Below are 25,608 nucleotides of genomic sequence, written 5' to 3'. Positions count from 1 at the left end.
GAGCGAGGAACGAGCGATGAGGAGGAGCGGCGCAAGCAGGCAGATGACGATCAGCGAGCGGGCGCAGGAACTGCTGGCGGCGCGGACACCGTTCGTGCATGCCACGGTGGTGCGCGCCCAGCCGCCCACGTCGGCGTATCCCGGTGACGAGGCAATCCTGTTGGCGGATGGAACAATTGAGGGGTTCGTCGGCGGGCAGTGCGCGCAGAACTCGGTGCGCAAGGCCGCGCTGGGTGTGTTGCAGGCGGGCGAAAGTGTGCTGCTGCGCGTGCTTCCCGACGGCGATGTGCATTTCCCCGAGGCCGCCGGCGCATGCGTGGTGGTCAACCCGTGCCTGTCGGGCGGGTCGCTGGAGATCTTCCTGACGCCGCAGCTGCCCGCTCCGCTGATCCGGATCTACGGCGCCACCCCGATCGCCGACGCGCTGGTCGACGTGTGCGGGGTACTCGGCTACGACGCCCTTCGAGAAGTCCCCAGCGACACCGATCTGTCCGACACCACCGCGGTGGTGATCGCCAGCCACGGCGGGCCGGAAGCCGAAATCATCCGTGCCGCATTGGATAACGGTGTCGGCTATATCGGCCTGGTGGCCAGCAAGGTCCGTGGCGAGTCGATCCTCAACGATCTCGAACTCTCCGAGGCGCAGCGGGCCCGCATCCATAGCCCGGTCGGACTGCGGATCGGCGCCAAGACCCCCGCGGAGATCGCGGTGTCGATCGCGGCCGAACTGATCGCCGCCGTGCGCGACGGCGGCCTCACCCGGCTGACCGTCCCGGCGACCAGCGCAGCGGCCGACGCCGTCGATCCGGTGTGCGGCATGACGGTGCCGATCGGCCCCGCTACCCAACATTTGGAGCTGGAGGGCACCGACTACTGGTTCTGCTGCCCGGGATGCCGATCGGCATTCGCCGCCGGCAAGGGTGCCCAGTGACGTTCAGTAGCCCCGACGACGTGGTGCGCCAGTTCGACGCCAAGGACTATCTGCTCGACACCGGCACCGCGTCGGCGATCTATTTGGCCATCACCCTCGGGCGGCCGCTGCTGCTCGAGGGTGAGCCCGGCGTCGGCAAGACCACAGCTGCGAAAACCCTTGCGGCGGTGCTGAACACCCCGATGTTACGGCTGCAATGTTACGAAGGTCTGACCGCGAACGAGGCGCTCTACGACTGGAACTACCAACGCCAGCTGTTGTCCATCCGACTGGCCGAGGCGCGTGGTACCGGCCTCGAGGAGGCCGACCTCTACACCGAGACCTATCTGGTGGACCGGCCCATCCTGCAGTGCGTGCGCCACCGCGGTCCGACGCCTCCGGTGCTGTTGATCGACGAAATCGACCGGGCCGACGATGAATTCGAGGCGCTGCTGCTCGAGTTCCTCGGCGAGTCCGCGGTGACGGTCCCCGAGCTCGGGACTTTTGTCGCCGAGCGCCCGCCGATCGCGGTGCTGACCTCCAACCGCAGCCGCGACCTGCACGACGCGCTGCGCCGGCGCTGCCTGTACCACTGGATCGACTACCCCGAGCCGGCCCGGGCCGCCGCGATCGTACGGCGCACGGTGCCCGGCGCGGCCGCGCCGTTGATCGAACGGGCCACCCAGTTCGTCGGCAGCGCACGCGATCTCGATCTGGACAAGCCGCCAGGGGTGGCCGAGACCATCGACTGGGTCGCCGCCCTGGTGTCGCTGGGCGTCGCGGACCTCGTCGACGATTCCGCCGTCATGAGCCTGGGGGCGCTGGCCAAGACGCCCGACGACCGTACGCTGATTCGCGACGCGTACCACGCCTTTACCGAATACAGCCGCACCTGAGAGGACCCGCAGCATGAAGATCGCCAACCAGTTCACCGTCAGCGCGCCCATCGACCGGGCCTGGGATGTGCTGTGCGACCTGGAACAGGTGATCCCGCTGATGCCGGGCGCCCAGCTGACCGGCCATGAGGGTGAGGACTACCTCGGCAAGGTCAAGGTCAAAGTCGGGCCGGTGACCAGCGAGTTCAGCGGCAAGGTGCGCTTCGTCGAACAGGACCGCGAGCAGTATCGCGCGGTCATCGATGGCAAGGGCAAGGAAGCTCGCGGCACCGGTAACGCGGCCGCAACCGTCACCGCGCAGCTGCGGGCGGACGGTGAGAAGACCAGCGTCACCGTCGACACCGACCTGAAGATCGTCGGCAAGCTGGCCCAATTCGGCAGCGGCATGCTGCAGCAGGTGTCGGAGAAACTGCTGGGCCAGTTCGTGGAATCGCTGGAGGCCAAGTTGACTGCCGAGCAGACCGGCGCCGCGGCGACGGCCGAGACGAACGGCGCCGTGCCAACGGCCGAGCCGACGTCGGAGGAGTCGATTCCGGCCTGGCCGGCGAATCCGGTCCCGGGGACGCCGCGGGCACCCTCCGCCGAGCCCGAGCCGATCGACCTGCTGCAGCTGGCCGGAGGCGACCAGCTCAAGAAGTACGCCATCCCCGCGCTGGCAGCGCTTGCCGTGCTGGTGCTCATCTGGGTGCTGCTGCGGCGGCGTTAGCGGCTCGTGGACACCCCCTTGCTGCTGCGGGGCGTCGACCGCGCGGCGCTCGCTTCAGCACTGGTCGCTCGGCTGCGCGGCGTTGGGGTGTCGGTCTCCGCCAGCGGCCCGGCCGGTTTCGTGCAGGCGCTGCGAAAGCTGGCCCCGGACAATACATCCGCGCTGTACTGGGCGGCCCGGCTGACGTTGGTCAACCGGATGGAGGATCTGGGCGCCTTCGACGAGGTCTTCGCGACGGTGTTCGGTGCGGCCGAACTGGACGGCACCGGTGGCCCCGAGTCGCCCCTGCCGTTGCCGGGGCCCAGGACGCCGGCCGCCGGCACGGTGCGACCGGGCGGCAGCGGGTCCGGGTCTACCGAAAAGCTGCCCTGGGTGACGCGGGGCATCGCCACCGCGGACGACTCGGCGAGCGCGAGTCTGCTGCTGCCCGACGTGCTGCCCAGCCGCATCGCGGCCCTGGCCGACGAGCCGTTCGACCGTTTCGACGCCGAAGACCTTCGCCTGCTTGGTATTTGGCTGGAAGAGACCGTCGCGCGCTGGCCGCGGCGCCGTAGCCTTCGATTCGAGCCCAGCCCTGCCGGCAAGCGGATCGATCTGCGGGTCACCATGAACGCCTCGCGGTCAACCGGCTGGGAATCGATGGTGCTGGCGCGCACCCGGCCACGCCGCCGGCCGCGGCGGGTCGTGCTGCTCTGCGATGTCAGCCGTTCGATGCAGCCCTACGCCGCGATCTATCTGCACTTGATGCGAGCGGTGTTGCGCCAGCTGGGAACTCGGCCCGAGGTGTTCGCATTCTCGACGTCGCTGACCCGGCTCACCTCGGTGCTGTCGCACCGATCGGCCGAGGTGGCGCTGCAGCGGGCCAACGCCAAGGTCGCCGACCGTTACGGCGGCACGTTCATCGGCCGCAGTGTGGCCGGCCTGCTCGCGCCGCCACACGGCAACGCGCTGCGCGGCGCCGTGGTGATCATCGCCTCCGACGGCTGGGACAGCGATCCACCCGATGCGCTGGAGCACGCGATGGCCCGGCTACGTCGCCGCGCCGAGCTGCTGGTCTGGCTCAATCCTCGTGCGGCACAGCGTGAATTCGAGCCGCTGGCCGGCTCGATGGCCGCCGCCCTGCCCTATTGCGACCTATTTCTGCCGGCGCACTCGCTGACGGGGCTGCGTCAATTGCTACAGGCGTTGGCAGGCGTGCCCGCCGCGTCGAGTGTGCGTCGACGGCTTTGAGTGTGCGGCCACGGCGGCGACACGCCGATCGAAGCCGCCCTGCGTGCACACTCAAATACGTTGGTGCACAGCCAAGCTGCGAGAGCAGTCTTTGAGGGCGACGCCCGAACGACCGAGCTTTCGGGCGCCGGTGACGAGCGCGGTCGCGACGGCCGCAGCCGTGCGGTAGTCGAGGCCGTCGGGCGGATGAATGTTCGAGATGCAGTTGCGGTCCGCATCGGTGAGCCCCGGCGCCGGTCGATGCGTCAGGTAGATGCCCAGGCTGTCGGCGACCGAGAGCCCTGGGCGTTCGCCGATCAGCACCAAAACCGTTGTAACACCTAACGCGTGGCCGATGTGGTCACCGAGTGCGACGCGCGCCTGGGTGGCGATCACCAGCGGGGCGAAGCGGTAGCGGCCGTCGAACTCGCGGACCAGCGCATCGACGACGCCCGCGGCGTGGTCGGTCAGGGCGCGGGGCGACAACCCGTCGGCCAGCACAAAACCGATGTCCGCCTTAGTCTTTGGCAGGGCCGACAGGTCCGCGGGCAGGCGACCGAGATCGGGCCGGCGCAGGTACTCGCTGCGCGAGGTCGCCCGGCTACACACCCGCAGCGACTCGCAAACACCGATGCCCTGCAGCTGCTTGATCAGGTCGTCGACGTCGAGTGGGTCGTGGACGGCGTCGCGCGCCGCGGCGTGCGCGGCCTTGAACTCGAGCACCTGCCGGGTGGGCAGCGAATTTCCCACCCGCCCAAGCCCGATGCGCGCCTGCGTGGTGGCGCGCAGCGGCGCCCAGAGGTCGCCCATCAGCCGGCCGCCAATGCGCGCAGCGGTGACGTCGCGAGGTCGACGGGCAGAATCCGGCCGCTGGCGTCGGCCATACCCAGGCTAGCCAGCCACGCCTCGAATTCGGGTGCGGGCCGCAGCCCCAACAGTTTTCGCACGTACAGCGCGTCGTGAAACGACAGGCTCTGATAGCCGAGCATGATGTCGTCGGCGCCCGGGACGGCGATGACGAACGCGGTGCCCGCCGCGCCCAGCAGGGTCAGCAGCGTGTCCATGTCGTCCTGGTCGGCTTCGGCGTGATTGGTGTAGCAGACATCGACGCCCATCGGCAGGCCGAGCAGCTTCCCACAGAAGTTGTCTTCCAACCCGGCGCGGATGATCTGCTTGCCGTCGTAGAGGTACTCCGGCCCGATGAATCCGACCACGGTGTCGATCAACAGCGGCTGCAGCACCCGGGCTACCGCGTAGGAGCGCGCCTCCAGCGTCTGCTGGTCGACCGGCTTGCCGCCGACCCCCAGATGGGCCCCGGCCGACAGCGCCGAGCCCTGCCCCGTCTCCAGGTACATGACGTTGTCGCCGACCGTGCCGCGGCGCAGCGACCGGGCGGCCTCGTTGGCCTCGGTCAGCATCGCGATCGAAGTGCCGAAGCCGGCGTTGGCGCGCTCGGTCCCGGCGATCGACTGGAAGATCAGGTCGACGGGTGCGCCTTGTTCGATCAATTCCATCGTGGTCGTGACGTGGCACAGCACGCACGACTGCACCGGGATGGCGAATCGCTGGCGAATGTCGTCGAGCAGGTGCAGCAGGTCCGCGGCCGCCTGCGGCGAGTCGGTCGCCGGGTTGATGCCGATCACCGCGTCACCGCAGCCCAGCAGCAGCCCGTCGAGCATCGCCGCGGCGATCCCGCGCGGGTCGTCGGTGGGGTGGTTGGGCTGCAGCCGGGTGGCCAGGGTGCCCGGCAGTCCGATCGTTGTTCGGAAGGCCGCGGTGGCCGTTGCGGCCGCGGCCACCAGGATCAGGTCCTGGTTGCGCATGATCTTCGACACCGCGGCGACCATCTCCGGGATCAGCCCGGGGGAGATGGCGGCGATCCGGGCGGCGCTGTCCTCGCGCGATGCCGTGTCGAGCAGCCAGTCGCGGAAACCACCCACGGTCAGGTGCGCGATCGGGGCGAACGCCTCGCGATCGTGGCCGTCGATGATCAGCCGGGTGACCTCGTCGGTCTCGTACGGCACCACCACGTCGTTGAGGAACGTCGTCAGCGGTAGATCGGCCAACACCCAGGCCGCGGCGGCCCGTTCGGCGTCGGAGTCGGCGGCGCAACCGGCCAGCTGGTCGCCGGAGCGCAGCGGCGTTGCCTTCGCCATTACGTCCACCAGCCCGGTGAAGATATGCGTGGTCCCGGAAAGGGTGTGGCGGTAGCGCATATTCAACAGTAGGACACCTTTGGTTCAGCAGCAGGTCAACTTCGCCGTGCCTCCTGGGTTTCGAGTGGGCTCCCATGGCGGCGACACGCCGAGCCACGCGGCCGCCACCGCACACTCAATTCCCCGAGCGCACAGTCGACGACCCGAAGGGGCAGGATCGGTAGGTATGGACCAGCTATGGGCCAACCGGGCTGCCAGCTCCGAGGTCGCTGTCACGCAGCGCCACCTGAAACGGTTGTGGGGCCTACCGGGAACACAGCTGGGAGTCGTGGCATGGCCCGCGACGCGGCAGGCCCGGCTGTTCGGCACCTGGCATTACTGGTGGCAGGCGCACCTGCTGGATTGCCTGGTCGACGCGGAGTTGCGTGACCCGCAGCCGCACCGGCGCGCCGAGATCAACCGCCAGGTTCGCTCGCACCGGCTGCGCAACAACTTCCGCTGGACCAACAGCTACTACGACGACATGGCGTGGTTGGCGATCGCGCTGGAACGCGCCGCCCGGATCGCCGGCGTCGAGCGCGGCCGCGCGATGCCGAAACTCGCCGACCAGTTCATGAAGGCCTGGGTGCCCGAGGACGGCGGCGGCATCCCGTGGCGCAAGCAGGACCAGTTCTTCAACGCCCCGGCCAACGGCCCGGCGGGGATATTTCTGGCTCGGTACGGGGAGCACCTGAAGCGCGCCGCGCAGATGGGCGACTGGATCGACCAAACCCTGATCGATCCCGAGACCCATCTGGTGTTCGACGGCATCAAGGCGGGCTCGCTGGTGCGTGCGCAGTACACCTACTGCCAGGGCGTGGTGCTGGGTCTGGAGACCGAGCTGGCGAACCGCACCGGGGCACAGGCCCGGGGCCGGCACGCGGCCCGGGTGCACCGACTGGTGGCCGCCGTCAACGAACACATGGCGCCGTCGGGCGTGCTGAAAGGCTCCGGCGGCGGCGACGGCGGGCTGTTCGCCGGCATCACCGCCCGCTATCTCGCGTTGGTCGCCACCGCACTGCCGGGTGACTCCGCCGACGACGCGGTGGCCCGCGACACCGCGCGCACCATCGTGCTGTCGAGCGCGAAGTCGGCATGGGACTACCGGCAAACGGTGGACGGACTGCCGCTGTTCGGGGCGTTCTGGGACCGCGACGCGAAGTTGCCGACGACGGCCGGTGCGCAGGCGCAGTTCGTCGAGGGTGCGGTGAACGCGTCCGAGACTGCGGAGCGCGACCTTTCGGTGCAGCTGTCGGGGTGGATGCTGATGGAGGCCGCATGTAACGTCACGGCCGAATCGTCGCATTAGAAGGAGCGCACCGTGAGTAAAGTCCGCCCCGACGCCGAGACGGCGCTGCAAGACCTGCTGAAGGACGGAATCACCATTGCCGCAGGGGGTTTCGGCCTGTGCGGTATTCCGGAGAATCTGATCCTGGCGTTGGTGGACAGCGGCGTCAAAGAGCTCACGATCGTCGGAAACAACGCCGGCGTCGACGATTTCGGCATGGGTCTGTTACTCAAGGGGCGTCAGGTCAAGAAAGTCATCGCCTCCTACGTAGGAGAAAACAAGGAATTCGAGCGTCAGGTGCTGGCCGGTGAGCTGGACCTGTCGCTGACCCCGCAGGGCACCCTGGCCGAGAAGTTACGCGCCGGCGGTGCGGGGATTCCGGGTTTCTACACCCGCACCGCGTTCGGCACCCAACTCGCCGAAGGCAAAGACATGCGCGTCTTCGACGGCACCGAATATGTGCTGGAGGAAGGCATCCACGCCGACGTCGCGATCGTGAAGGCGTGGAAGGGCGACACCGCCGGCAACCTGATCTATCGGAAGACGGCGCGCAACTTCAACCCGATGATCGCCACCTGCGCCAAGGTGACTGTCGCCGAGGTCGAGGAACTGGTCGAGGTCGGCGAGCTGGATCCCGATCAGATCCACACCCCCGGCATCTATGTGGACCGCATCATCGAGGGCCCCAGCTACGAGAAGCGGATCGAATTCCGCACCACCAGCGGTGCCGCCGCGGCCAAGCACGAGAGCCCCATCCGCGAGATCATGGCCAAGCGCGCCGCCCGGGAACTGCGCGACGGCTACTACGTGAACCTGGGCATCGGCATCCCGACGCTGGTCGCCAACTACATCCCCGACGGCATCAACGTGACCCTGCAGTCCGAGAACGGCCTGCTCGGTATCGGGGCCTATCCGGCCGACGACGACGTGGATCCCGACCTGATCAACGCCGGCAAACAGACCATCACCACGATCAGCGGCTCCAGCTTCTTCAGCAGCGCCGACTCCTTCGCGATGATCCGCGGCGGGCACATCGACCTGTCCATCCTCGGCGGCCTGGAGGTGGCCGAGAACGGCGACCTGGCCAACTGGATGGTTCCCGGCAAGATGGTCAAGGGCCCGGGCGGTGCGATGGATCTGGTGTCCGGGGTCAAGCGGGTGATCGTCGTGATGGATCACACCGCCAAGGACGGCAGCCCGAAGATCCTCAAGCAATGCACGCTGCCCCTGACCGGGAAGGGCGTGGTGGACATGATCATCACCGACCTGTGCGTCTTCGACGTCGACCCGGAACGCGGGCTCACGCTGAGCGAACTACACCCCGGGGTGACGGTCGACGACGTCCGTGCCAAGACCGGTTGCGATTTCGTCGTCGCCTGAACCCGCTTTGGCGGCACGCCGTCGCGCCAGGTAGCCGCGTGTAGCGGCGATGAATGCCGGCAACATCGAGACGAACAGGATGACCAGGATGATCTTTTCCAGGTTGTGGTGCACGAACGGCACGTTGCCCAGGAAGTAGCCGGCCACCGTCACGCCGCCACCCCACAGCACGCCCCCGACGATGTCGAACGCCAGGTACACCGGATAGCGCATGTAGGACACCCCGGCGACGACCGGCGTGAACGTCCGGATGAACGGCATGAAGCGGGCCAGGATGATGGCCGCGGGCCCGTACTTCTCGAAGAAGGCGTGCGAGTCGGTCACGTAATGCTGCTTGAAGAAGCGGGAATCTTCCTTCTTGAACAGCGCCGGCCCGATGCGGCGGCCGATGAAGTATCCGGTCTGGTCGCCCAGCACCGCCACCACGGCGACCGCCGGCGCCAGCACCCAGATGTTCAGCGTTCCGTGCGCGGCCAGCAAACCGCCGGTGAACAGCAGCGATTCACCGGGGAGCAGCGGAAACAGCAATCCGGTCTCGACGAAGACGATGACCAGGATGGTCGGCAACACCGCGGAGGCGAACAGGCCCTGGGGCCCGATCCAGAACATCGGATCGATGATGTCGGGCATCAAACCCACTCAGCCGTCACGGCGGTGCTCATGGTGCCTCAACATACCGGCCCCGAGGTGGGTGCCCGCCGTCCACGTCGGGTTGCGATACTGAGGCAACTGAAGTCTTCAGGAGGAATTCATGCCCATCGCAACCCCCGAGGTCTACGCCGAGATGCTGGGACGCGCCAAGGAGAACGCGTACGCGTTCCCGGCCATCAACTGCACCTCGTCGGAGACCGTCAACGCCGCCATCAAGGGCTTCGCCGACGCCGGCAGCGACGGCATCATCCAGTTCTCCACGGGCGGTGCTGAGTTCGCCTCCGGCCTCGGCATCAAGGACATGGTCACCGGCGCCGTCGCGCTGGCCAAGTTCACCCACCACATCGCGTCCAAGTACCCGATCAACGTCGCGCTGCACACCGACCACTGCCCGAAGGACAAGCTGGACACCTACGTGCGTCCGCTGCTGGACATCTCGGCCAAGCGCGTCGCGGCCGGCAAGAATCCGCTGTTCCAGTCGCACATGTGGGACGGCTCGGCGGTGCCGATCGACGAGAACCTCGTGATCGCGCAGGAGCTGCTCAAGGCATCGGCCGCCGCCAAGATCATCCTGGAGATCGAGATCGGCGTGGTCGGCGGCGAGGAGGACGGCGTCGCGCACGAGATCAACGACAAGCTGTACACCACCCCGGAGGACTTCGAGAAGACCGTCGAGGCGCTGGGCACCGGCGAGCACGGCAAGTACCTGCTGGCCGCGACGTTCGGCAACGTGCACGGCGTCTACAAGCCCGGCAACGTCAAGCTGCGCCCCGACATCCTGGATCAGGGCCAGAAGGTCGCGTCGGCCAAGCTCGGTCTGCCCGACGGGTCCAAGCCGTTCGATTTCGTTTTCCACGGCGGTTCGGGCTCGCTGAAGTCGGAGATCGAAGAGGCGCTGCGCTACGGCGTGGTGAAGATGAACGTCGATACCGACACCCAGTACGCATTCACCCGCCCGCTGGCCGGCCACATGTTCACTAACTACGACGGTGTGCTCAAGGTCGACGGCGAGGTCGGCAACAAGAAGGCCTACGACCCGCGCAGCTACCTCAAGAAGGCCGAAGCCAGCATGACCGAGCGCGTGGTTGAGGCCTGCAACGACCTGCACTGCGCCGGAAAGTCAGTCGGCGTCTAGCCGCTTTCGTCGCGAGTGCCCGGCTGCCCGGGCACTCGGCGCCCAATGTGCGGCTGGCCGGGCACTCGGCACTCGGGCACTCGGCACTCGGCCGTCTAGCCGCTCGGGGACTGGCAGATCTTCCACTGATCGTCGCGGTACTGCAGGTCGAGGCTGCGCGTCGAGCGGACCTGCGGGTCGTAGGCCATGAACGTGGTGACGTTGGCCTCGGCGTGCTGGCCGTTGACGACGATCTGGTCGATGCTGGCGATCACCGGATACTGCTTGGCCGCCGAAACCCGTTGGTAGGTCTCGTTCCACGAGCGCTCGTCGTAGTCGACGTAGCCGTCGCGGGTGGTGCCGCAGGTGATGCCGCGCAGTTGGGTCAGGTCGCCGCGCTGCACCGCCGTGTCGAAGGCGTGGATGGATTGGCGCACCATGTCTTCTTGCGAGACGTGCGAGTGCTTGCCGCGGGTCAACAGCACGGTGCCCAGGATGGCGATCGCCGCCAGTGCCAACACGATCACCGTGATCGCCAGCACCCAGCCCCAGTTGAAACTCCTGCCCGCCGGCCGCGCCTTGGCGCCGTCGCGGCCCGGAATAGATTGCGGCACAGCAGGTTTCGGGGGCATCGGCGGCTGTCCCGGCGGGCCGGGGTGCCCCGCTTGTGTCGAGAACACTTCCGTCGCGGGCTCCGGCGCGGTGTGGATGATCGCCGTTTCCTTCGCGTCGAAGCCCGGCGCGGTGAAGCGACGTTCGCGTTGCTGGTCGTCCGGATTGGCCGCGGGGACGCTGCCGGGTTCGGGCTTGTCGATCACCACGGTCTCGGTCTCGGGGTCGGAAGGAAGCAGCGGTTGGACCTCGGTTGCGTCGTCGGCCTGCTCCGCGGTCGGGTCCTCACCCGGCGGGGTGCCGCGGTCGGGCTCCGGTGGGTTAGGCATGAGGTGCAGCTTAGTCATCCGCGGCGGGACGGCAGAATAGAACGTATGACACCGATGGGTGATCTCCTGGGACCTGATCCGATCCTGCTGCCCGGCGACAGCGAAGCCGAAGCCGAGCTGCTCGCCAACGAGAAACCGGGCATCGTCGCGGCGGCGCATCCGTCGGCGTCGGTGGCCTGGGCGGCCCTGGCCGAGGAGGCGCTGGCCGACGAGCGGGCCATCAGCGCGTACGCGTACGCCCGGACCGGCTACCACCGCGGCCTGGACCAATTGCGCCGCAACGGCTGGAAGGGCTTCGGTCCGGTGCCCTATGCGCACGAGCCCAATCGCGGCTTCCTGCGCTGTGTGGCCGCATTGGCCAAGGCCGCCGACACGATCGGCGAAACCGACGAGCTGAACCGCTGCCTGGACTTGCTCGACGACTGCGACCCGGCGGCCCGCAAAGAGCTGGGGCTCTAGCAGTTCTCCGAGCAGTCGCTGTCGCGGCTCTCGACCTGCACGGTGGCGTGCTCCAGTCCGCGCTCGTGCAGCACCTCACGTGCGTCGCTGAGCACGCTGGCCGAGGCGCTGGAGCTGATCAGGTGAACGGTGCACATGTCCTTGCCCGGCGACAGCGTCCAGACGTGCAGGTCGTGCACTTCCGTCACACCCTGGACGGCGCTCAGGGCCGACCGCAGCTCCTCGACGTCGATGTGGGCCGGCGACGCCTCGGACAGGATCCGCAGCGCGGCGCGCGCCAGCGAGAACGCGCGGGGCAGCACCCAGAGGGCCACCAGCACGGCGACCACGACGTCGGCGTAGGGCCAGTGCGTCGTGACGGTCACGACACCGGCGATCAGCACACCCAGGCTGCCTACGGTGTCGGCGATCACCTCCATGTAGGCGCCCTTGACGGCCAGGCTGCCCTCGGAGTGTGACCGCAGCAGCATCGCGACCACGAAGTTGGCGATCAGCCCGGCCAGCGCCACCACGATCATCGGTACGCCGGGGACGTCTGCTCCCGTACCGAGCCGCTCGATCGCCTCATAGAGGATGAATGTCGCCACGCCGACCAACAACACCGCGTTGGCCACCGCGGTGAAGACCTCGGCGCGGTGCCAGCCGTAGGTGCGAGCCGGCGACGTGCTGCCGCGCTTGGCCAGTATCACCGCACCCAGCCCCATGAACACCGCGACGACGTCGGTCAGCATGTGCCCGGCGTCTGCCAGCAGCGCAAGGGAATTGATCAGCAGTGAGGTGGTCAGCTCGATGACGAAGAACGTCGCCAAAATCCCGGCGGCCATGATCATGCGGGGGATCATCCGAGACGCGTCGGCCTCGGCGGGGGTGTGACTGTGTCCTGCGCCCATGGCGAACAATATATGCGCGGCAACGCATATATTGCAAGACCTAGAACCAGCGGCTCCAGAAGCGGGTCAGCGAGTTGCCGGCGCTGGCCAGCAGGTGCGGCACCCCGGAGAAGTCGAAGAACCAGTCCACGACCGCGAACAGCCACTGGTTGACCACCGGCGCCAGCAGCAGGAACAGCAGAATGAACACGCCGTACTGCTTGGCCGGCGCGACGGCGCGCTGCGTCTCCGGGCTCAGGTGCGGTTCCAGCGCGTCATAGCCGTCCAGCCCGGGGACGGGCAGCAGGTTCAGCACCACCGCCATGATCTGCAGGAAGCCCAGAAACGCCACGCCCGCCCACAACACCCAGTGCTCCGGGTCAAAGAACAGCCGGGTCAGCGCCAGCAGCAGCACCGCCAGCAGCAGATTGACGGCCGGGCCGGCCAGGCTGACAAGGGTGCGGCGCGTCGGCGACATGAACCAGGTGCGCACATACACCGCGGCGCCGGGCAGGCCGATCCCGCCGAGCGCGATGAACACCATCGGCAGCAGCAGCGACAACCCGGGATGGGCATAGCGCCGCGGATCCAGCGTCAGGTAGCCGCGGACCTCCTCGTCGTGGTCGCCGAATCGCCACGCGGTCGCCGCATGGCCGAATTCGTGCAGGCACAACGAAACCAGCCAGCCGGCGACCACGAAGATGAAAACCCCGGCATAGGACATCGGCCGCACGGTCGTCCCGGCCAGCCAGGCGAGCACACCACCGACGGCCGTCAATGCGATTAATGCCAAGAAGATTGGGCTGGGTCGCACCGATGCGTGCCCCTTGGAGTCCACCGGTCGAAACTACCGGACCAGCAACCAACCTTCGACGTGACGGTAGAACGTCGATCGCCTGGCCGGCCGCGGCGCGGCGACACCGTCGCGCACCACCACCACGCCGCTGCTGCCCAACTGGACGGCGCGCCCGGTCACCCAGCGGCGCCAGCGTCCGTGCAGCGCGGCGCGCAGCCCCGGTACGGCGAGCGTCGGCTCGATGTCCGCGCCGGTGACGTTGCCGTCGAACAGCTGCGTGTCGTCGACGACGGCCTCGCCGTGCAGCAGCTCCTGGTCCTCGGGTGGCAGCCAGCAGGCGCGGCCGACGATCACCGCGCCGGTCTCGTCGCGCACCAGGGTGGCCCGCCGGGGCGTGCCGCGCCGGGCCCGACGGGCCGCACGCCATCCCGCCGATACGCGGTAGACGCGGGTCGCGCGGGTGCGGCGCGGCGGCACGTACGCCACTTCGACGTCGAGTCGCTCGGCGCGCAGCAGCCGGCCCAGCACGGCGGCCAGCTCGGCGTCGGCGCCGAGCACGACCAGCCGTCGGTACGGCCCGATCGCGGCGTCGATGTCGGCGGTGCTCTGCACCCGATGGACGGGCAGGCCGTCGAGCGGACCAGGCAGTCTCCGGTCGCCGAACCACAACACGGCCATGTCGGCGGTGTCCGTGGCGATATTCATGGGCTCCTCGCGACCTGCTGGGCTCGAGCAAATTTGCCCGGTTCCTCAGCGGGCCGCAAGACGCCCGCATCGTCACCGGACTAAGGTGGGTCCCCGGCTGGACCACAATAAGCAGGCGAGACCAGGTGGGAGCATGTCATGCCGGCAATCGTCCTCATCGGCGCCCAATGGGGCGACGAGGGCAAAGGTAAGGCCACTGACCTGCTCGGTGGGCGCGTGCAGTGGGTGGTGCGTTACCAGGGTGGCAACAACGCCGGGCACACCGTCGTGTTGCCCACCGGGGACAACTTTGCGCTACATCTGATCCCGTCGGGCGTGCTGACGCCCGGCGTCACCAACGTCATCGGCAACGGCGTGGTGATCGATCCCGGCGTGCTGCTCGACGAGCTGAAGGGCCTGGAGGATCGCGGTGTCGACACCTCGAGGCTGCTGATCTCCGCCGACGCGCATCTGCTGCTGCCCTACCACGTGGCCATCGACAAGGTGACCGAGCGCTACATGGGCAACAAGAAGATCGGCACCACCGGCCGCGGCATCGGACCGTGCTACCAGGACAAGATCGCCCGTCAGGGCATCCGGGTCGCCGACGTGCTCGACCCCGAGCAGCTGGCCCACAAGGTCGAAGGCGCCCTGGAACTCAAAAACCAGATCCTGGTCAAGATCTACAACCGCAAGGCGCTGGATCCCGACCTGGTGGTCGACGCCCTGCTGAAGCAGGCCGACGGCTTCAAGCACCGCATCGCCGACACCCGGCTGCTGCTCAACACCGCGCTGGAGGCCGGCGAGACCGTACTGCTGGAGGGCTCGCAGGGCACGCTGCTCGACGTCGACCACGGTACGTATCCCTATGTGACGTCCTCGAATCCGACTGCGGGCGGCGCGGCCGTAGGGTCCGGCATCGGCCCGACCCGGATCACCACCGTGCTCGGAATCCTCAAGGCCTACACCACCCGGGTGGGCTCGGGCCCGTTCCCGACCGAACTGTTCGACGAGAACGGCGAATACCTGTCCAAGACCGGCGGCGAGTTCGGCGTCACGACCGGGCGCCGCCGCCGCTGCGGCTGGTTCGACGCCGTCGTGGCGCGCTATGCCACCCGGGTCAACGGCATCACCGACTACTTCCTGACCAAGCTCGACGTGCTGTCCAGTCTGGAAACCGTGCCGGTGTGCGTCGGCTACCGCGTCGACGGCGTGCAGACCGACGAAATGCCGATGACGCAAAGCGATTTGCACCGCGCCGAGCCGATCTACGAAGAGCTGCCCGGCTGGTGGGAAGACATCTCGGCGGCCCGCGAGTTCGACGACCTGCCCGCCAAGGCGCGTGACTATGTGCTGCGTCTGGAAGAGCTTGCCGGAGCACATGTTTCGTGCATCGGCGTCGGGCCGGGACGGGATCAGACCATCGTGCGCCGCGACATCCTGGCGGCGCGCTAGTGAGCGATCCTGATCCCAAACAACTTGATCCCGAATACGAACACCACGGCGGCTTTCCCGAATACGGTCCGGCCACCCCGGGCCCGGGATTCGGCCGGTTCGTGGCGGCCATGCGCCGGCTGCAGGACCTCGCCGTCTCCGCCGACCCGGCCGACGACCTGTGGGACGACGCGGCCGATCGTGTGGTTGCGCTGACGGAATTGCTGGGGCCGTTTCAGGCACAGGTGGAAGGTCAGGCGCCGGCGGGCCGCACACCCGATCTGCCCGGCATGGGCAGCTTGCTGCTGCCGCCGTGGACGTTGACCCGCTACGCGCCCGACGGCGTCGAAATGACGGGCCATTTCACCCGTTTCCACGTCGGCGGCAACCACGCGGTGCACGGCGGTGTGCTACCGCTGCTGTTCGACCACATGTTCGGGATGATTTCGCACGCCGCGGGACGCCCGATCAGTCGCACCGCCTTCCTGCACGTCGACTACCGCAAGGTCACGCCGACCGACGTGCCGTTGCTGGTGCGCGGGCGAGTCACCAGCACCGAGGGCCGCAAGGCGTTCGTCCGCGCCGAATTGGTCGACGGTGACGAGACGCTGCTGGCCGAGGGCAACGGCCTGATGGTGCGGTTATTGCCCGGTCAGCCCTGAGCACGCCCGTAGCATTCACTTGTGACCGAAGGACAACGCGAGACCGCAGGCGCGCCCCGAGTGTTGTTGCTGGGTTCCGGCGAGCTCAGCCGCGAGCTGGCCAATGCCCTGCGTCGCCTCGGTGCGGAGGTTCACGAGCACTCGGACATGGACACCTTGTCGGGGGTGATCGACCGGCTACAACCCGACTTTGTGGCCGCCGCCGGCGCGGTTTCCGTCCCGGCGATCGAGGCGCTCGCGGCCCGCTCCGACCATGACGGCATCGAGTTGGTGCCCAACATGCGCACCGTCCGGTTGACCAACGATCGCGAGGGCCTGCGCCGGCTGGCCGCCGATCAGCTGGGTCTGCCCACTGCGCCGTTCTGGTTCGTCGGCTCGCTCGACGACCTCAAGGCGGTGGCCGCACACGGCGGCTATCCGTTGCTGGTCGAGCCGGTGGGCGGGACGGCCGGGCGCTCGATGGTTTCCGGGCCCGACGACGTCGAGCCCGCGTGGCGGCGGGCGGCGGGCCAGGCCGAGCAGCAGCGGATGTTGGCCGAAACGGTGGTCGAGGTCGAGTTTTACGTCACGCTGCTCGCAGTTCGCAGCGAGGGTCGCAACGGGCCGGTGATCGAGTTCTGCTCGCCGATCGGGCACCGTCGCGCCGAACCCGACGTGCTGGAATCCTGGCAGCCCCAGAATCTGAGTCCGGCGGCCCTCGATGCCGCCAAGTCGATCGCCGCGCGCATCGTCAAGGCGCTCGGCGGCCGTGGCGTGTTCGGTGTCGAATTGATGATCAACGGCGACGAGGTGTACTTCTCCGACGTGAGCGCCGTTCTGCCGCAAAGCGTCTGGGTGACTTTGCGCAGCCAGCGGATTTCGGCGTTCGAGCTGCAGGCCCGGGCGATTCTCGGCCTGCCGGTGGACGTCCTGATGATTTCACCGGCCGCCGCGCGCGCGAGTCACCTGGTGCCCTCCGCCGAGGCACTGACCGAAGCGCTGGCCGTGCCGGAAAGCGACCTTCGCGTATTCGATCCGGGGCCGGGCCCGCGGCGGGGGGTCGCACTGGCCACCGCGCCGGATGTGGCGTCGGCGCGCGACCGGGCCCGCGACGTGGCCGCCGCGGCGTCCAAGGGCCGTTAACTAGACTCCCGAGAATGAGCTACGCAGGAGATATCACGCCGCTTGAGGCATGGAAATTGCTCAGCGACAACCCGCAGGCGGTCTTGGTCGACGTGCGCACCGACGCCGAATGGCGGTTCGTCGGGGTGCCGGACTTGTCGAGTCTTGGCCGCGATGCGGTCTTCATCGAGTGGAACACCTCGACCGGGCACAACGAGAACTTCCTGGCCGAACTGAAGGGCAAGCTCCCCGCCCAGGCGGGACCGGTGGTCTTCCTGTGTCGCTCCGGCAACCGCTCGATCGGTGCCGCCGAGACCGCGACCGAGGCGGGCATCGAGCCGTCCTACAACATCCTGGACGGTTTTGAGGGCAACCTCGACGCCCAGGGTCATCGTGGTGAAACGGGTTGGCGGGCAGTCGGACTGCCCTGGAAGCAGCAATGACCCGCGTCGACGACGATGATGCCGGCGCAGCCGGGATCAAGGAGTGGCGCCAATGAACGATGTTCCGTCGGTCCGCATTCCGAAGGCACTGCCCGACGGCGTCGGCCAAGCCACCATCGGCGTGCGCGGGGGGCTGTTGCGGTCCGAGTTCGACGAGACGGCCGAGGGGATGTTTTTGACCTCGGGCTACGTCTACCCGTCGGCTGCGGCGGCCGAGCAGGCGTTCTCCGGCGAGCTGGACCGCTATGTGTATTCGCGCTACGGCAACCCGACCGTGTCGATGTTCGAGGAACGGCTGCGGCTGATCGAGGGCGCGCCGGCGGCGTTCGCGACGGCCAGCGGCATGGCCGCGGTATTCACCTCGCTGGGCGCGCTGCTGGGCGCCGGCGACCGGTTGGTGGCCGCGCGCAGTCTGTTCGGATCGTGCTTCGTGGTGTGCAACGAGATCCTGCCGCGCTGGGGTGTGGAGACCGTCTTCGTCGACGGCGACGACCTCGCCCAGTGGGAACAGGCGCTATCGGTGCCCACCCAGGCGGTGTTCTTCGAGACGCCGTCGAACCCGATGCAGTCGCTGGTGGATATCGCCGCGGTGACCGAGCTGGCGCATGCTGCGGGCGCAAAAGTTGTGCTGGACAACGTCTTTGCCACACCGCTTCTGCAGCAAGGCTTTCCGCTCGGGGTGGACGTGGTGGTGTACTCCGGCACCAAGCACATCGACGGCCAGGGCCGGGTGCTCGGTGGCGCCATCCTCGGCGATCGGGAGTACATCGACGGCCCGGTGCAGAAGCTGATGCGCCACACCGGCCCGGCCATGAGTGCATTCAACGCCTGGGTGCTACTGAAAGGCCTTGAGACGCTGGCGGTTCGGGTGGATTACAGCAATGCCGCGGCGCAGCGGATCGCGGAGTTCCTGCAACGGCATCCGGCGGTGAGTTGGGTGCGCTACCCGTTCCTGACGTCGCACCCGCAGTACGACCTGGCCAAGCGTCAAATGTCCGGTGGCGGAACGGTGCTCACCTTCGAGCTCAACGCCCCCGGCGGCGCCAAGGAACGGGCCTTCGAGGTGCTGGACAAGCTGCAACTGATCGACATATCGAACAACCTCGGTGACGCCAAATCGCTTGTCACACACCCGGCGACGACGACACATCGGGCGATGGGACCGGAAGGGCGCGCCGCGATCGGTCTCGGTGACGGCGTTGTCCGCATCTCGGTCGGCCTGGAGAACACCGACGATCTGATCGCCGATATCGACCAAGCCCTGAGCTAGCCGGCTCGCTGCTCGGCGGTCTGGCGTTCGGCCTCGGTCATCGCCTCTTGCGTTTGCGATTCCACCCAGTTCGTCACCACTCGGGCGTACATCATCTGGTTGGTGATGGCCATCTGGCTGCGACCGTCGCCCAAGAAGGTGATGAACCAGGCGATCACCGTGGTGAACCGGTTCTTGAAGCCGACGAGGTAGAGCAGGTGCAACCCCAGCCATGCCAGCCAGGCGATGAAACCGCCGAACTCCAGCTTGCCGACCTGCGCGACGGCACTGAATCGCGAGATGGTGGCCATGCTGCCCTTGTCAAAGTAGTTGAAGGGCTTGCGGTTTGCTGGATCATCGGTGCCCTTGACCATGTGCTTGATCAATGTCGCCGCGTAATGCGCGCCCTGAATCGCGCCCTGGGCCATCCCGGGCACGCCGGGCACAGACATCAGGTCCCCGACGACGAAGACGTTGGGGTGACCCTTGACCGTCAGGTCGGGCTCGACGACCACTCGCCCGGCCCGGTCGACCTCGGTGCCGTCGGACTGGTCGGCGAGGATCTTGCCCAGCGAGCTGGCCTGCACGCCCGCCGCCCACACCTTGCACGCGCATTCGATGCGGCGCTTCGTGCCGTCCTTCTCCTTGATCGTGAGGCCCATGTAGTCCACGTCATCGACCATCGCGTTGAGCTGGACTTCGACCCCCATCTTTTCCAACCGCTGTTGTGCTTTGAGGCCTAACTTCTCGCCCATCGGCGGCAACACCGCGGGCGCGGCGTCGAGCAGGATGACCCGGCAATCGCGGGGCTCGATGGTGCGAAACGCTTGCTTGAGGGTTCGGTGGGCGAGTTCCTTGATCTGGCCCGCCACCTCGACACCGGTGGGTCCCGCGCCGACGACGACGAAGGTCAGGCGGCGTTGCCGCTCGACGGGATCGTCGGTGAACTCGGCGGCCTCGAATGCACCGAGGATCCGGCCGCGCAGCTCGAGGGCGTCGTCGATGGTCTTCATGCCGGGCGCGTACGTCGCGAACTGGTCGTTGCCAAAGTAGGACTGCCGGGCACCGGCCGCCACGATCAGGCTGTCGAACGGTGTCACCGTCTCCATACCCATCAGTTTCGACGTCACGGTGCCGGCCGTCAGGTTGATGTCGTCGACGTCGCCCAGCAGCACCCGCACGTTTTTCTGCCTCTGCAGGATCAGTCGGGTCGCGGGCGCGATCTCACCTTCGGACAAAATGCCGGTGGCCACCTGATACAGCAGCGGCTGGAACAGGTGAGTGGTCGTCTTGGAGATCAGGGTGACGTCGACGTCGGCGCGCTTGAGCGCCTTGGCCGCATTCAGCCCGCCGAACCCGCTTCCGATAACGACGACGCGATGGCGCGACATGATTCTCCTTCAGGTCCTTTGATCCGTCTGGCTCCTACAGTCTCCGCAGCGCATCTCCACCGTACGACTTCAGCGAGATGAACGCTGTGTGTTGCCGGGGCGGTGCTGGTGACAGCGCCGTCGAGCCGGCCACGCACTAAAGACCGGTTCGGGCCTTGATCTGTTGCCGGACGCTGCCGTCGGCCAGGGCTGCGGTGCCCGCACGGGTGGCGTTCCACTGCGAGCTCCGATCACCGCGCTGTGTCACCTGGACCAGTTCGGCATGCTCCAAGACCTGCAACGCCTCGCTTACCACGGCATATAGCTTTTCCGCCGGCCGTGACACTTTGTTGGCGCCGCGGTACCGGCGCAGGAGCCAGCTGACAAGTTGCAGCGTGTGAACATCCTTGCCGTGCCGGGGTCCGTCCGGGCCGAACGCTGACATGAGCTCTGCGGCCAAGTCCGCCGGCGACAGCACCATCAGTGACTCGAAGTCACCTTGTGCGGCTTCGGCTAAGGCCGGGTGGTCTCTTTTTCGGAACAGTGACACGGCAGATTCCTCCTGGATGCCGAACTGTGGGTGGCTTTCCTATCTTCGACCCCGCTGGTGCGGCGTCCGCGCGGCACGTGCACGCGGCAAAGACACGCGCCAAGTACACAAGGGCCCATCCGCTACCGATCCCAAAAGACCAGCGTCCTGCGCGGCGCGCGAGAAATCCGCGTAATCGCCAATGCCGAGTCCCGGCCCATCAACCGAGTAGTGTCCGTTCCAGCGGCCTGTTCAGGAGAGATCAATGAAGCAAATTGTCTTGGGCGCAACGGTTGTCGCGCTGTCTGTCGGCGCGCTGATCGCCTCGGCGCCGCCGGCCGGCGCCGGCTGCCAGTTGGGCGGCGTCGTGATCAGCAAGTGCGACGGCCCCGTCCAGCCCGACGGCACCTGGCAACGTTGCGTCGTGTTTCCCCCGGCCGGCGGGCGTGACGGCTCTCCCGTTTACGTCACCAACACGAACTGCCAGATGTTGGGTCCCGACCAGCATCCGTCGGGCGTTGCGTTCAATGACCCAGCGACGCACATCGACGACTAGGGCCTGATCAGTCGGCTGCGTAGGGGATCCCGGTCAAGAGCTGGCCGGCGTCAACCTGGGGTTGGATTGCCGCGGTGCCGGCCAGGCCCGGTGAGCCGGTCAAGGCGCTGACCGGGGGCAGCACGGATGCCGATGTGCTGGCGGGGGCGGCGGCGCCCGCGCCGGGGCCGAGCCCGCTGGCACCGGAGCCGATGTTGAAGAGTTCGTAGAGGGACCCGGAGAAGTTGCCGGTAACGGCGCCGTCGGTGATGGCGACGTTACCGGGTCCGATCGTGACGACGCCCGGGCCGGTGAGCAGGGCGCTATTCGTCAGCGTCGTCGGCGAGGTTATTTCGACGGTGCCGCCCGCGCCCACGTAGATTCCACTGCTCGTCAGGGTCACGGCGGATCCGTTCGAGACTTCGAAGGTGCTACCGGAGTAGACGCTCAGGTCGCTGCCGGGGCCGAGGCTCAGTAAGCCGTAGACGTAGACGGCGCCGCCGGAGTTGACGTAGATCGAGCTGCCGGGACCGATGGTGATCGAGCCATCGACGTAAACGCCGCCCCCGGACTGAAGGATCAGGGATCCACCCGACTCGATGGTGATGGCGTAGCCGTTGGGCGTGTAGTAGGTGCCGGGCCCGTAGTTGCCGGGTAGCAGCGAGGTGAGCAGCGGCGGGTTCGTGGCGCCGCCGACGCGCCGGTTGGCTTGGGCGTCCCGTCCTGATTCGTCGGTGGTTTGTGGGGACCCGTCGAAGTGCTTGAGGGTGCTGGCGATTTCGGAGTCGGCGGCGTAGATGCACATCGCGGTGGCGTCTTGGATCCACATCGCCATGTATTCGGCTTCGCATGCCGCGATGGCCGGGGTGTTTTGGCCGAAGAAGTTGGTGGCGATCAGTGCCAGCAGCCGGGCCCGGTTGGCCGCGATCACCGGCGGGGGCACGGTCATCGCGAACGCCGCTTCGTAGGCCGCCGCGGCGGCGTAGGCCTGGGCGGAGGTTTGGGCGGCTTGGCCGGCGGTGGCGTGCAGCCAGGCCGCGTAGGGTGCGGCCGCGCCGGCCATCGCCCGGGCCGAGGGTCCAAACCATAGTCCGGTCAGGCCGGTGATTTCGGCGATGTAGCCGGCGGCGGTGATCTCGAGTTGGGTCGCGACGGCGTCCCAGGCTGCCGCGGCGGCGAGCAGTGAGCCGGCTCCGGGGCCGGTGTACATCAGTCCGGAATTGACCTCCGGTGGGCGCAACGCAAAATCCATGACATGACTCCTTTATTTCTCGTATTGCGTTAGACGCGTTGGTATTTCACGACGCGGCTTTTTCGGGCACGGGCCTGCGGGGACGATTGCCGAGCACGGCCTCGGTCCATTTCCGCTGCTCGATGTAGAGCGGCTTGTCCTCGGACTGCACGCGTTTGGCCTTGCCCGCGCTTTGTTGTCCCTGACCGCCGGGCGTGGTGGGTGCCATGCCGCCCATGCCGGCGCCCATCGCGGCGCCCGAGGCGGGCATCCCGCGACCCGCGCCCGCGGCGGCCGTTGCTGACATCGCGGCCGACCCCGCGGCCGCGCCGGTGCCGGGCACGGCCTGCAACGGCGTCGACGACTGCAACGGCGTCGAGGGCAGCGGCGGTATCCGAACGCCGGCACCACCGACCGACGCCGGCCTTACCCCCGCGCCGCCGGCCCCTTTCAAGTCCTTCAAGGCCTGGCTCAGCTCCGCGCTGTCCGTTGCGGTCGGCGTGGACGGCATGCCCGGGTTCGGAACGGACGGCAAAGGCGGAAAACCGGGTGCGCCCGTCCAGGGCAGGTTGGCACCGGCCGACGGATCCTTCGGGCCGTAAGGGTTGTTCGGGTCGTAGGGGTTTGGGTTGAACGGGTTTGGGTCGAACGGGTTCTTGCCGCCGTCGTCGTCCTCGCCGTCGCCGAGGTTGGGGACGTCGAAACCCCAGGCGGACGGCGCCCGCTCCGGAATGACCGGCGTCAGCGGTAATTGGGCATTTCTGACATAGCGGGCCAACGACTCTTCCGATTGGCGCTGCAGGTTCTGGTACCACAGAATTGCGTCATCGGCGTTGTAGTTATTCGTGACGTAGTACTTGTACCAATCATCACAACGCGCTATTTCTTTGGTCGTGGGGTGCTCATCGTCTTGGGCAAAATCATGGGTGACGAAGGCAGCTTTTTTATGGGCCTCCGCGACCTTGTTCGCCTGGCTGGCAAGCTCGCTGCACAGCGCGACCATCGAATTCACCCATCGCCGCTGTCGGTCGAAATTCGCTTCAACGGCGTCACGCGCCTCGCCCGTCCATGAAAGAAATGGCCGGAAGCGGTACAGCGTCTCCTGCTGAAGAGCCCGCTGGAACGCATCCCATTCCTGCGCGAACGCCCGGAATGCGACGCCCTGGTCGCCGGCCTCGATCTCCTTCGCCGCCTGCTTGACCGGGTAGTAGGGGTATTCGAACGGCGGCGGCGCCGGCGGAAAGATCAGGCGGGCGTCCGGGAATTCCTGGTTCGGATCGCACATGGCCGACATCACGCCATCCGCGCCGGAATCCGACGTCTCGGCCGAATCGGACATCTCTTTGTCAAGGGCCGCAGCAGAATCGGTGTCGACTTCTTCGTACGCTTTGGCCGCATCCCGCAACGATTTCGCTAAACGCTGCCATTCCCGTTCGCACGATGTGAGGTACAGCCGCATCGTGTCGGCGTTCAGGGCGAGCTGAGTGGCGGCATCCTTGACAAAAGAAATCTCACAGGGCGGCGATGGGTTGGTCGACGGAATCGGCGGCGGCGGTTGCTCGATTTCATCGGCGCGCGCCATCAGTTCCTGGTATTCCACGTTCAGTGTCTGCGTCATTTCGGCTCTTCTCCTTGTGCTCAAGCCATTGGCAGGTCGGTCGCTGCGAAACGCTGACGGTCCGAAGTGGCGATGCGCGCAGGGCGGGCCGGAGGGGTCCTCTCGCGTGTCCGTGCCACTGTCGCTGCCCCGCCCCGCCGGGTGGGGAAGCTGTCGTAGCCGTCTCCCCGATTTTCACGGGGCGTTGAAACTAATCTCACGCTACGTTGAAACAAGTCTCAACGCAAGAGGAAATTCACGCTACAATGAAACTTATGCCGAAGAAATCGCTAACACCCGGGCCCCGAGATGAACGCGGAGTGCTCGCGGCGCGCATCACCGCCGCCGCCCGCGACGAGTTCGCCCAACACGGCTGGGCGGGCACCACGATCCGCGCGGTCGCGCGGGGGGCCGACGTCGATCCCGCGCTGGTCTACCACTACTTCGGATCCAAGGAAGGCCTGTTGGACGCGGCGACCAACCCGCCGCAGAAGTTCCTGGACAACGTGGCCAAGGTGTGGACCACGCCCATCGATCGGCTTGGCGCTGCGCTGATCACCGTCCTGCTGGACGCCTGGGCCGACGACGAGGTGGCGCCCACCTTGCGGGCCATCCTGCAGACCGCCGCGCACGAGCCGGCCACTCGCGAGAAGCTGCGGCGGATCGTCGAGGGCAGCCTGATGGGGGTATCACACCTCGGTGTCGACGAACGGGACCGGCTGGTCCGCAGTGGGCTTGTCTCGTCGCAGATGTTGGGGTTCGCGCTGATGCGCTATGTCTGGAAGATCGAGCCGATCGCATCGATGACCGACGACGAGGCGATCGCCGCGATCGCCCCCAATCTGCAGCGCTACGTCGAGGGTGACCTGACGTCGTAACGCGCCGACCGCTCTCACGACCCTCAGAACTACCTCATAACCCATTCACACCTGTTGCTGCCATCGTCTGAGCATGAAGAACGGTGCGCCGCATGCGATTATCGGCGTTCTCGCCGCCGCCGGATCGGTACTGGCCGCGCCTGCGGCGAAAGCTGATATCTCGCTGTATTGCAGGCCGGGATGCTGGGGCGCCATCGCGGCGTCGCAGACGACCGGCGAAGAATCGATCCGGACCGGCTACACGACCCAGCAAAAGGCCGAAGACGCGGCCGTCATGTGGTGCGACGTGATCGGGAAAACCAACGACTGCCAGGTCGTCATTTCGGGGCTGGGCTGTCTTTCGATCGCGGAGAGTCCCGACGGGAAGACCCTGGCGGGCCGCCAAGCCTTCACCCAGGACGCCGCCGATGCGGCGGCCCGTGACGGTGCGGGACCGGGTTCGATCATCGACCTCAACGGTTGCAGCGGTTGGTGAGCGCCG

26 protein-coding genes and 1 pseudogene are annotated in these 25,608 nt (G+C 67.4%); 16 read left to right on the top strand and 11 right to left on the bottom strand.

The window, feature by feature from the left end; genetic code table 11:
- Positions 1 to 43: 43 nt before the first annotated feature.
- From SKC41_RS04465 to SKC41_RS04450, 4 genes and pseudogenes are all read left to right on the top strand, one after another.
- Positions 44 to 754: pseudogene (locus tag SKC41_RS04465) on the top strand (XdhC family protein); the annotation flags it as partial.
- Positions 755 to 927: 173 nt separating this feature from the next.
- Positions 928 to 1,806: an AAA family ATPase gene (locus tag SKC41_RS04460; protein ID WP_330976508.1), complete on the top strand. Its 879-nt coding sequence runs from the start codon at positions 928 to 930 to the stop codon at positions 1,804 to 1,806.
- A 13-nt stretch (positions 1,807 to 1,819) separates the two neighbouring features.
- Positions 1,820 to 2,512, top strand: coding sequence for an SRPBCC family protein (locus SKC41_RS04455; RefSeq protein WP_330976507.1), 693 nt, complete (start codon positions 1,820 to 1,822; stop codon positions 2,510 to 2,512).
- A 6-nt stretch (positions 2,513 to 2,518) separates the two neighbouring features.
- Complete coding sequence (locus SKC41_RS04450; protein WP_330976506.1) at positions 2,519 to 3,742, top strand: vWA domain-containing protein; 1,224 nt, start codon at positions 2,519 to 2,521, stop codon at positions 3,740 to 3,742.
- A 51-nt stretch (positions 3,743 to 3,793) separates the two neighbouring features.
- On the opposite strand, the gene eutC is transcribed toward SKC41_RS04450, so the two are convergent.
- Both eutC and SKC41_RS04440 read right to left on the bottom strand, forming a co-directional pair.
- A complete protein-coding gene (gene eutC / locus SKC41_RS04445) occupies positions 3,794 to 4,531 on the bottom strand; it encodes an ethanolamine ammonia-lyase subunit EutC (RefSeq protein WP_330976505.1) in 738 nt (245 codons plus the stop codon).
- Positions 4,531 to 5,937 carry an ethanolamine ammonia-lyase subunit EutB gene (locus tag SKC41_RS04440; RefSeq protein WP_330978747.1) on the bottom strand — a complete coding sequence of 469 codons (1,407 nt, stop codon included), beginning with the start codon at positions 5,935 to 5,937 and terminating at the stop codon, positions 4,531 to 4,533. Before SKC41_RS04440 ends, eutC begins: the two co-directional genes overlap by 1 nt.
- A gap of 166 nt (positions 5,938 to 6,103) precedes the next feature.
- Between SKC41_RS04440 and SKC41_RS04435 the strand changes: the two genes are divergently transcribed.
- Together SKC41_RS04435 and SKC41_RS04430 are read left to right on the top strand one after the other, a co-directional pair.
- The gene (locus SKC41_RS04435; RefSeq protein WP_330976504.1) at positions 6,104 to 7,225 is read left to right on the top strand and encodes a glycoside hydrolase family 76 protein; all 1,122 of its coding nucleotides are present in this window, start codon (positions 6,104 to 6,106) and stop codon (positions 7,223 to 7,225) included.
- 12 nt (positions 7,226 to 7,237) lie between these two features.
- Positions 7,238 to 8,584, top strand: a complete 1,347-nt coding sequence (locus SKC41_RS04430) for a 3-oxoacid CoA-transferase (RefSeq protein ID WP_330976503.1) — start codon at positions 7,238 to 7,240, stop codon at positions 8,582 to 8,584.
- Here SKC41_RS04430 and SKC41_RS04425 read toward each other — a convergent pair.
- Complete coding sequence (locus SKC41_RS04425) at positions 8,519 to 9,214, bottom strand: DedA family protein (RefSeq protein ID WP_442931558.1); 696 nt, start codon at positions 9,212 to 9,214, stop codon at positions 8,519 to 8,521. The two genes, SKC41_RS04430 and SKC41_RS04425, sit on opposite strands and share 66 nt — an antisense overlap.
- Before the next feature lie 121 nt (positions 9,215 to 9,335).
- On the opposite strand from SKC41_RS04425, the gene fbaA reads away from it, so the two are divergent.
- Positions 9,336 to 10,370 carry a class II fructose-bisphosphate aldolase gene (fbaA, locus tag SKC41_RS04420; protein ID WP_330976502.1) on the top strand — a complete coding sequence of 345 codons (1,035 nt, stop codon included), beginning with the start codon at positions 9,336 to 9,338 and terminating at the stop codon, positions 10,368 to 10,370.
- 95 nt (positions 10,371 to 10,465) lie between these two features.
- Here fbaA and SKC41_RS04415 read toward each other — a convergent pair whose 3' ends face one another.
- Entirely contained in the window at positions 10,466 to 11,290 is an 825-nt protein-coding gene (locus tag SKC41_RS04415) for an Rv0361 family membrane protein (protein WP_330976501.1), read from the bottom strand.
- 45 nt (positions 11,291 to 11,335) lie between these two features.
- On the opposite strand from SKC41_RS04415, the gene SKC41_RS04410 reads away from it, so the two are divergent.
- Positions 11,336 to 11,749 carry a DUF3151 domain-containing protein gene (locus tag SKC41_RS04410; protein ID WP_330976500.1) on the top strand — a complete coding sequence of 138 codons (414 nt, stop codon included), beginning with the start codon at positions 11,336 to 11,338 and terminating at the stop codon, positions 11,747 to 11,749.
- On the opposite strand, the gene SKC41_RS04405 is transcribed toward SKC41_RS04410, so the two are convergent.
- The 3 genes from SKC41_RS04405 to SKC41_RS04395 are packed head-to-tail and all read right to left on the bottom strand — an operon-like array spanning position 11,746 to position 14,119.
- Positions 11,746 to 12,639, bottom strand: coding sequence for a cation diffusion facilitator family transporter (locus SKC41_RS04405; protein ID WP_330976499.1), 894 nt, complete (start codon positions 12,637 to 12,639; stop codon positions 11,746 to 11,748). The two genes, SKC41_RS04410 and SKC41_RS04405, sit on opposite strands and share 4 nt — an antisense overlap.
- 40 nt (positions 12,640 to 12,679) lie before the next feature.
- Positions 12,680 to 13,456: a site-2 protease family protein gene (locus SKC41_RS04400; RefSeq protein ID WP_330976498.1), complete on the bottom strand. Its 777-nt coding sequence runs from the start codon at positions 13,454 to 13,456 to the stop codon at positions 12,680 to 12,682.
- A gap of 9 nt (positions 13,457 to 13,465) precedes the next feature.
- On the bottom strand, positions 13,466 to 14,119 hold the full coding sequence (locus tag SKC41_RS04395; protein ID WP_330976497.1) for a peptidase M50: 654 nt from the start codon (positions 14,117 to 14,119) through the stop codon (positions 13,466 to 13,468).
- 138 nt (positions 14,120 to 14,257) lie between these two features.
- Here SKC41_RS04395 and SKC41_RS04390 point away from each other — a divergent pair, with 138 nt between their 5' ends.
- From SKC41_RS04390 to SKC41_RS04370, 5 genes are read left to right on the top strand one after another with little or no spacing between them, the layout of a single operon-like run.
- Positions 14,258 to 15,553: an adenylosuccinate synthase gene (locus tag SKC41_RS04390; RefSeq protein WP_330976496.1), complete on the top strand. Its 1,296-nt coding sequence runs from the start codon at positions 14,258 to 14,260 to the stop codon at positions 15,551 to 15,553.
- Positions 15,553 to 16,194, top strand: coding sequence for a PaaI family thioesterase (locus SKC41_RS04385; protein WP_330976495.1), 642 nt, complete (start codon positions 15,553 to 15,555; stop codon positions 16,192 to 16,194). Before SKC41_RS04390 ends, SKC41_RS04385 begins: the two co-directional genes overlap by 1 nt.
- A 21-nt stretch (positions 16,195 to 16,215) precedes the next feature.
- Positions 16,216 to 17,316, top strand: coding sequence for an ATP-grasp domain-containing protein (locus tag SKC41_RS04380; protein ID WP_330976494.1), 1,101 nt, complete (start codon positions 16,216 to 16,218; stop codon positions 17,314 to 17,316).
- A gap of 14 nt (positions 17,317 to 17,330) precedes the next feature.
- Positions 17,331 to 17,738, top strand: coding sequence for a rhodanese-like domain-containing protein (locus tag SKC41_RS04375; protein ID WP_330976493.1), 408 nt, complete (start codon positions 17,331 to 17,333; stop codon positions 17,736 to 17,738).
- Positions 17,739 to 17,790: 52 nt separating this feature from the next.
- Positions 17,791 to 19,008, top strand: a complete 1,218-nt coding sequence (locus SKC41_RS04370) for an O-succinylhomoserine sulfhydrylase (RefSeq protein WP_330976492.1) — start codon at positions 17,791 to 17,793, stop codon at positions 19,006 to 19,008.
- Here the strand turns inward: SKC41_RS04370 and SKC41_RS04365 are convergent.
- Together SKC41_RS04365 and SKC41_RS04360 are read right to left on the bottom strand one after the other, a co-directional pair.
- Positions 19,005 to 20,378 carry an NAD(P)/FAD-dependent oxidoreductase gene (locus SKC41_RS04365; protein ID WP_330976491.1) on the bottom strand — a complete coding sequence of 458 codons (1,374 nt, stop codon included), beginning with the start codon at positions 20,376 to 20,378 and terminating at the stop codon, positions 19,005 to 19,007. The two genes, SKC41_RS04370 and SKC41_RS04365, sit on opposite strands and share 4 nt — an antisense overlap.
- A 136-nt stretch (positions 20,379 to 20,514) precedes the next feature.
- Positions 20,515 to 20,907: a hypothetical protein gene (locus SKC41_RS04360; RefSeq protein ID WP_330976490.1), complete on the bottom strand. Its 393-nt coding sequence runs from the start codon at positions 20,905 to 20,907 to the stop codon at positions 20,515 to 20,517.
- 244 nt (positions 20,908 to 21,151) lie between these two features.
- Between SKC41_RS04360 and SKC41_RS04355 the strand changes: the two genes are divergently transcribed.
- On the top strand, positions 21,152 to 21,442 hold the full coding sequence (locus SKC41_RS04355; protein ID WP_330976489.1) for a CDGP domain-containing protein: 291 nt from the start codon (positions 21,152 to 21,154) through the stop codon (positions 21,440 to 21,442).
- 7 nt (positions 21,443 to 21,449) lie between these two features.
- Here the strand turns inward: SKC41_RS04355 and SKC41_RS04350 are convergent, their stop codons facing one another.
- Together SKC41_RS04350 and SKC41_RS04345 are read right to left on the bottom strand one after the other, a co-directional pair.
- Positions 21,450 to 22,673, bottom strand: coding sequence for a PPE family protein (locus tag SKC41_RS04350; protein ID WP_330976488.1), 1,224 nt, complete (start codon positions 22,671 to 22,673; stop codon positions 21,450 to 21,452).
- Positions 22,674 to 22,719: 46 nt separating this feature from the next.
- Positions 22,720 to 24,270, bottom strand: coding sequence for a PPE domain-containing protein (locus SKC41_RS04345; protein ID WP_330976487.1), 1,551 nt, complete (start codon positions 24,268 to 24,270; stop codon positions 22,720 to 22,722).
- 254 nt (positions 24,271 to 24,524) lie between these two features.
- On the opposite strand from SKC41_RS04345, the gene SKC41_RS04340 reads away from it, so the two are divergent.
- Both SKC41_RS04340 and SKC41_RS04335 read left to right on the top strand, forming a co-directional pair.
- A complete protein-coding gene (locus SKC41_RS04340) occupies positions 24,525 to 25,127 on the top strand; it encodes a TetR/AcrR family transcriptional regulator (protein ID WP_330976486.1) in 603 nt (200 codons plus the stop codon).
- 73 nt (positions 25,128 to 25,200) lie between these two features.
- Positions 25,201 to 25,602: a DUF4189 domain-containing protein gene (locus SKC41_RS04335; RefSeq protein WP_330976485.1), complete on the top strand. Its 402-nt coding sequence runs from the start codon at positions 25,201 to 25,203 to the stop codon at positions 25,600 to 25,602.
- Positions 25,603 to 25,608: the final 6 nt, after the last annotated feature.

It is taken from the genome of Mycobacterium sp. 050128 (genome assembly GCF_036409155.1).
Classification (GTDB): domain Bacteria; phylum Actinomycetota; class Actinomycetes; order Mycobacteriales; family Mycobacteriaceae; genus Mycobacterium.
The sequence above is the reverse complement of the archived record's forward strand: the minus strand, read 5'-3'. Positions and strand labels throughout refer to the sequence as shown.

What these genes read in the sequence shown, in the direction of transcription:
- SKC41_RS04455 (WP_330976507.1), top strand. Translation starts at nt 1,820, where the DNA reads ATGAAGATCGCCAACCAGTTCACCGTCAGCGCGCCCATCGACCGGGCC.
- eutC (WP_330976505.1), bottom strand. Translation starts at nt 4,531, where the DNA reads ATGGGCGACCTCTGGGCGCCGCTGCGCGCCACCACGCAGGCGCGCATC.
- SKC41_RS04440 (WP_330978747.1), bottom strand. Translation starts at nt 5,937, where the DNA reads ATGCGCTACCGCCACACCCTTTCCGGGACCACGCATATCTTCACCGGG.
- SKC41_RS04435 (WP_330976504.1), top strand. Translation starts at nt 6,104, where the DNA reads ATGGACCAGCTATGGGCCAACCGGGCTGCCAGCTCCGAGGTCGCTGTC.
- SKC41_RS04425 (WP_442931558.1), bottom strand. Translation starts at nt 9,214, where the DNA reads ATGCCCGACATCATCGATCCGATGTTCTGGATCGGGCCCCAGGGCCTG.
- fbaA (WP_330976502.1), top strand. Translation starts at nt 9,336, where the DNA reads ATGCCCATCGCAACCCCCGAGGTCTACGCCGAGATGCTGGGACGCGCC.
- SKC41_RS04415 (WP_330976501.1), bottom strand. Translation starts at nt 11,290, where the DNA reads ATGCCTAACCCACCGGAGCCCGACCGCGGCACCCCGCCGGGTGAGGAC.
- SKC41_RS04410 (WP_330976500.1), top strand. Translation starts at nt 11,336, where the DNA reads ATGACACCGATGGGTGATCTCCTGGGACCTGATCCGATCCTGCTGCCC.
- SKC41_RS04405 (WP_330976499.1), bottom strand. Translation starts at nt 12,639, where the DNA reads ATGGGCGCAGGACACAGTCACACCCCCGCCGAGGCCGACGCGTCTCGG.
- SKC41_RS04395 (WP_330976497.1), bottom strand. Translation starts at nt 14,119, where the DNA reads ATGAATATCGCCACGGACACCGCCGACATGGCCGTGTTGTGGTTCGGC.
- SKC41_RS04390 (WP_330976496.1), top strand. Translation starts at nt 14,258, where the DNA reads ATGCCGGCAATCGTCCTCATCGGCGCCCAATGGGGCGACGAGGGCAAA.
- SKC41_RS04375 (WP_330976493.1), top strand. Translation starts at nt 17,331, where the DNA reads ATGAGCTACGCAGGAGATATCACGCCGCTTGAGGCATGGAAATTGCTC.
- SKC41_RS04370 (WP_330976492.1), top strand. Translation starts at nt 17,791, where the DNA reads ATGAACGATGTTCCGTCGGTCCGCATTCCGAAGGCACTGCCCGACGGC.
- SKC41_RS04365 (WP_330976491.1), bottom strand. Translation starts at nt 20,378, where the DNA reads ATGTCGCGCCATCGCGTCGTCGTTATCGGAAGCGGGTTCGGCGGGCTG.
- SKC41_RS04355 (WP_330976489.1), top strand. Translation starts at nt 21,152, where the DNA reads ATGAAGCAAATTGTCTTGGGCGCAACGGTTGTCGCGCTGTCTGTCGGC.
- SKC41_RS04350 (WP_330976488.1), bottom strand. Translation starts at nt 22,673, where the DNA reads ATGGATTTTGCGTTGCGCCCACCGGAGGTCAATTCCGGACTGATGTAC.
- SKC41_RS04345 (WP_330976487.1), bottom strand. Translation starts at nt 24,270, where the DNA reads ATGACGCAGACACTGAACGTGGAATACCAGGAACTGATGGCGCGCGCC.
- SKC41_RS04340 (WP_330976486.1), top strand. Translation starts at nt 24,525, where the DNA reads ATGCCGAAGAAATCGCTAACACCCGGGCCCCGAGATGAACGCGGAGTG.
- SKC41_RS04335 (WP_330976485.1), top strand. Translation starts at nt 25,201, where the DNA reads ATGAAGAACGGTGCGCCGCATGCGATTATCGGCGTTCTCGCCGCCGCC.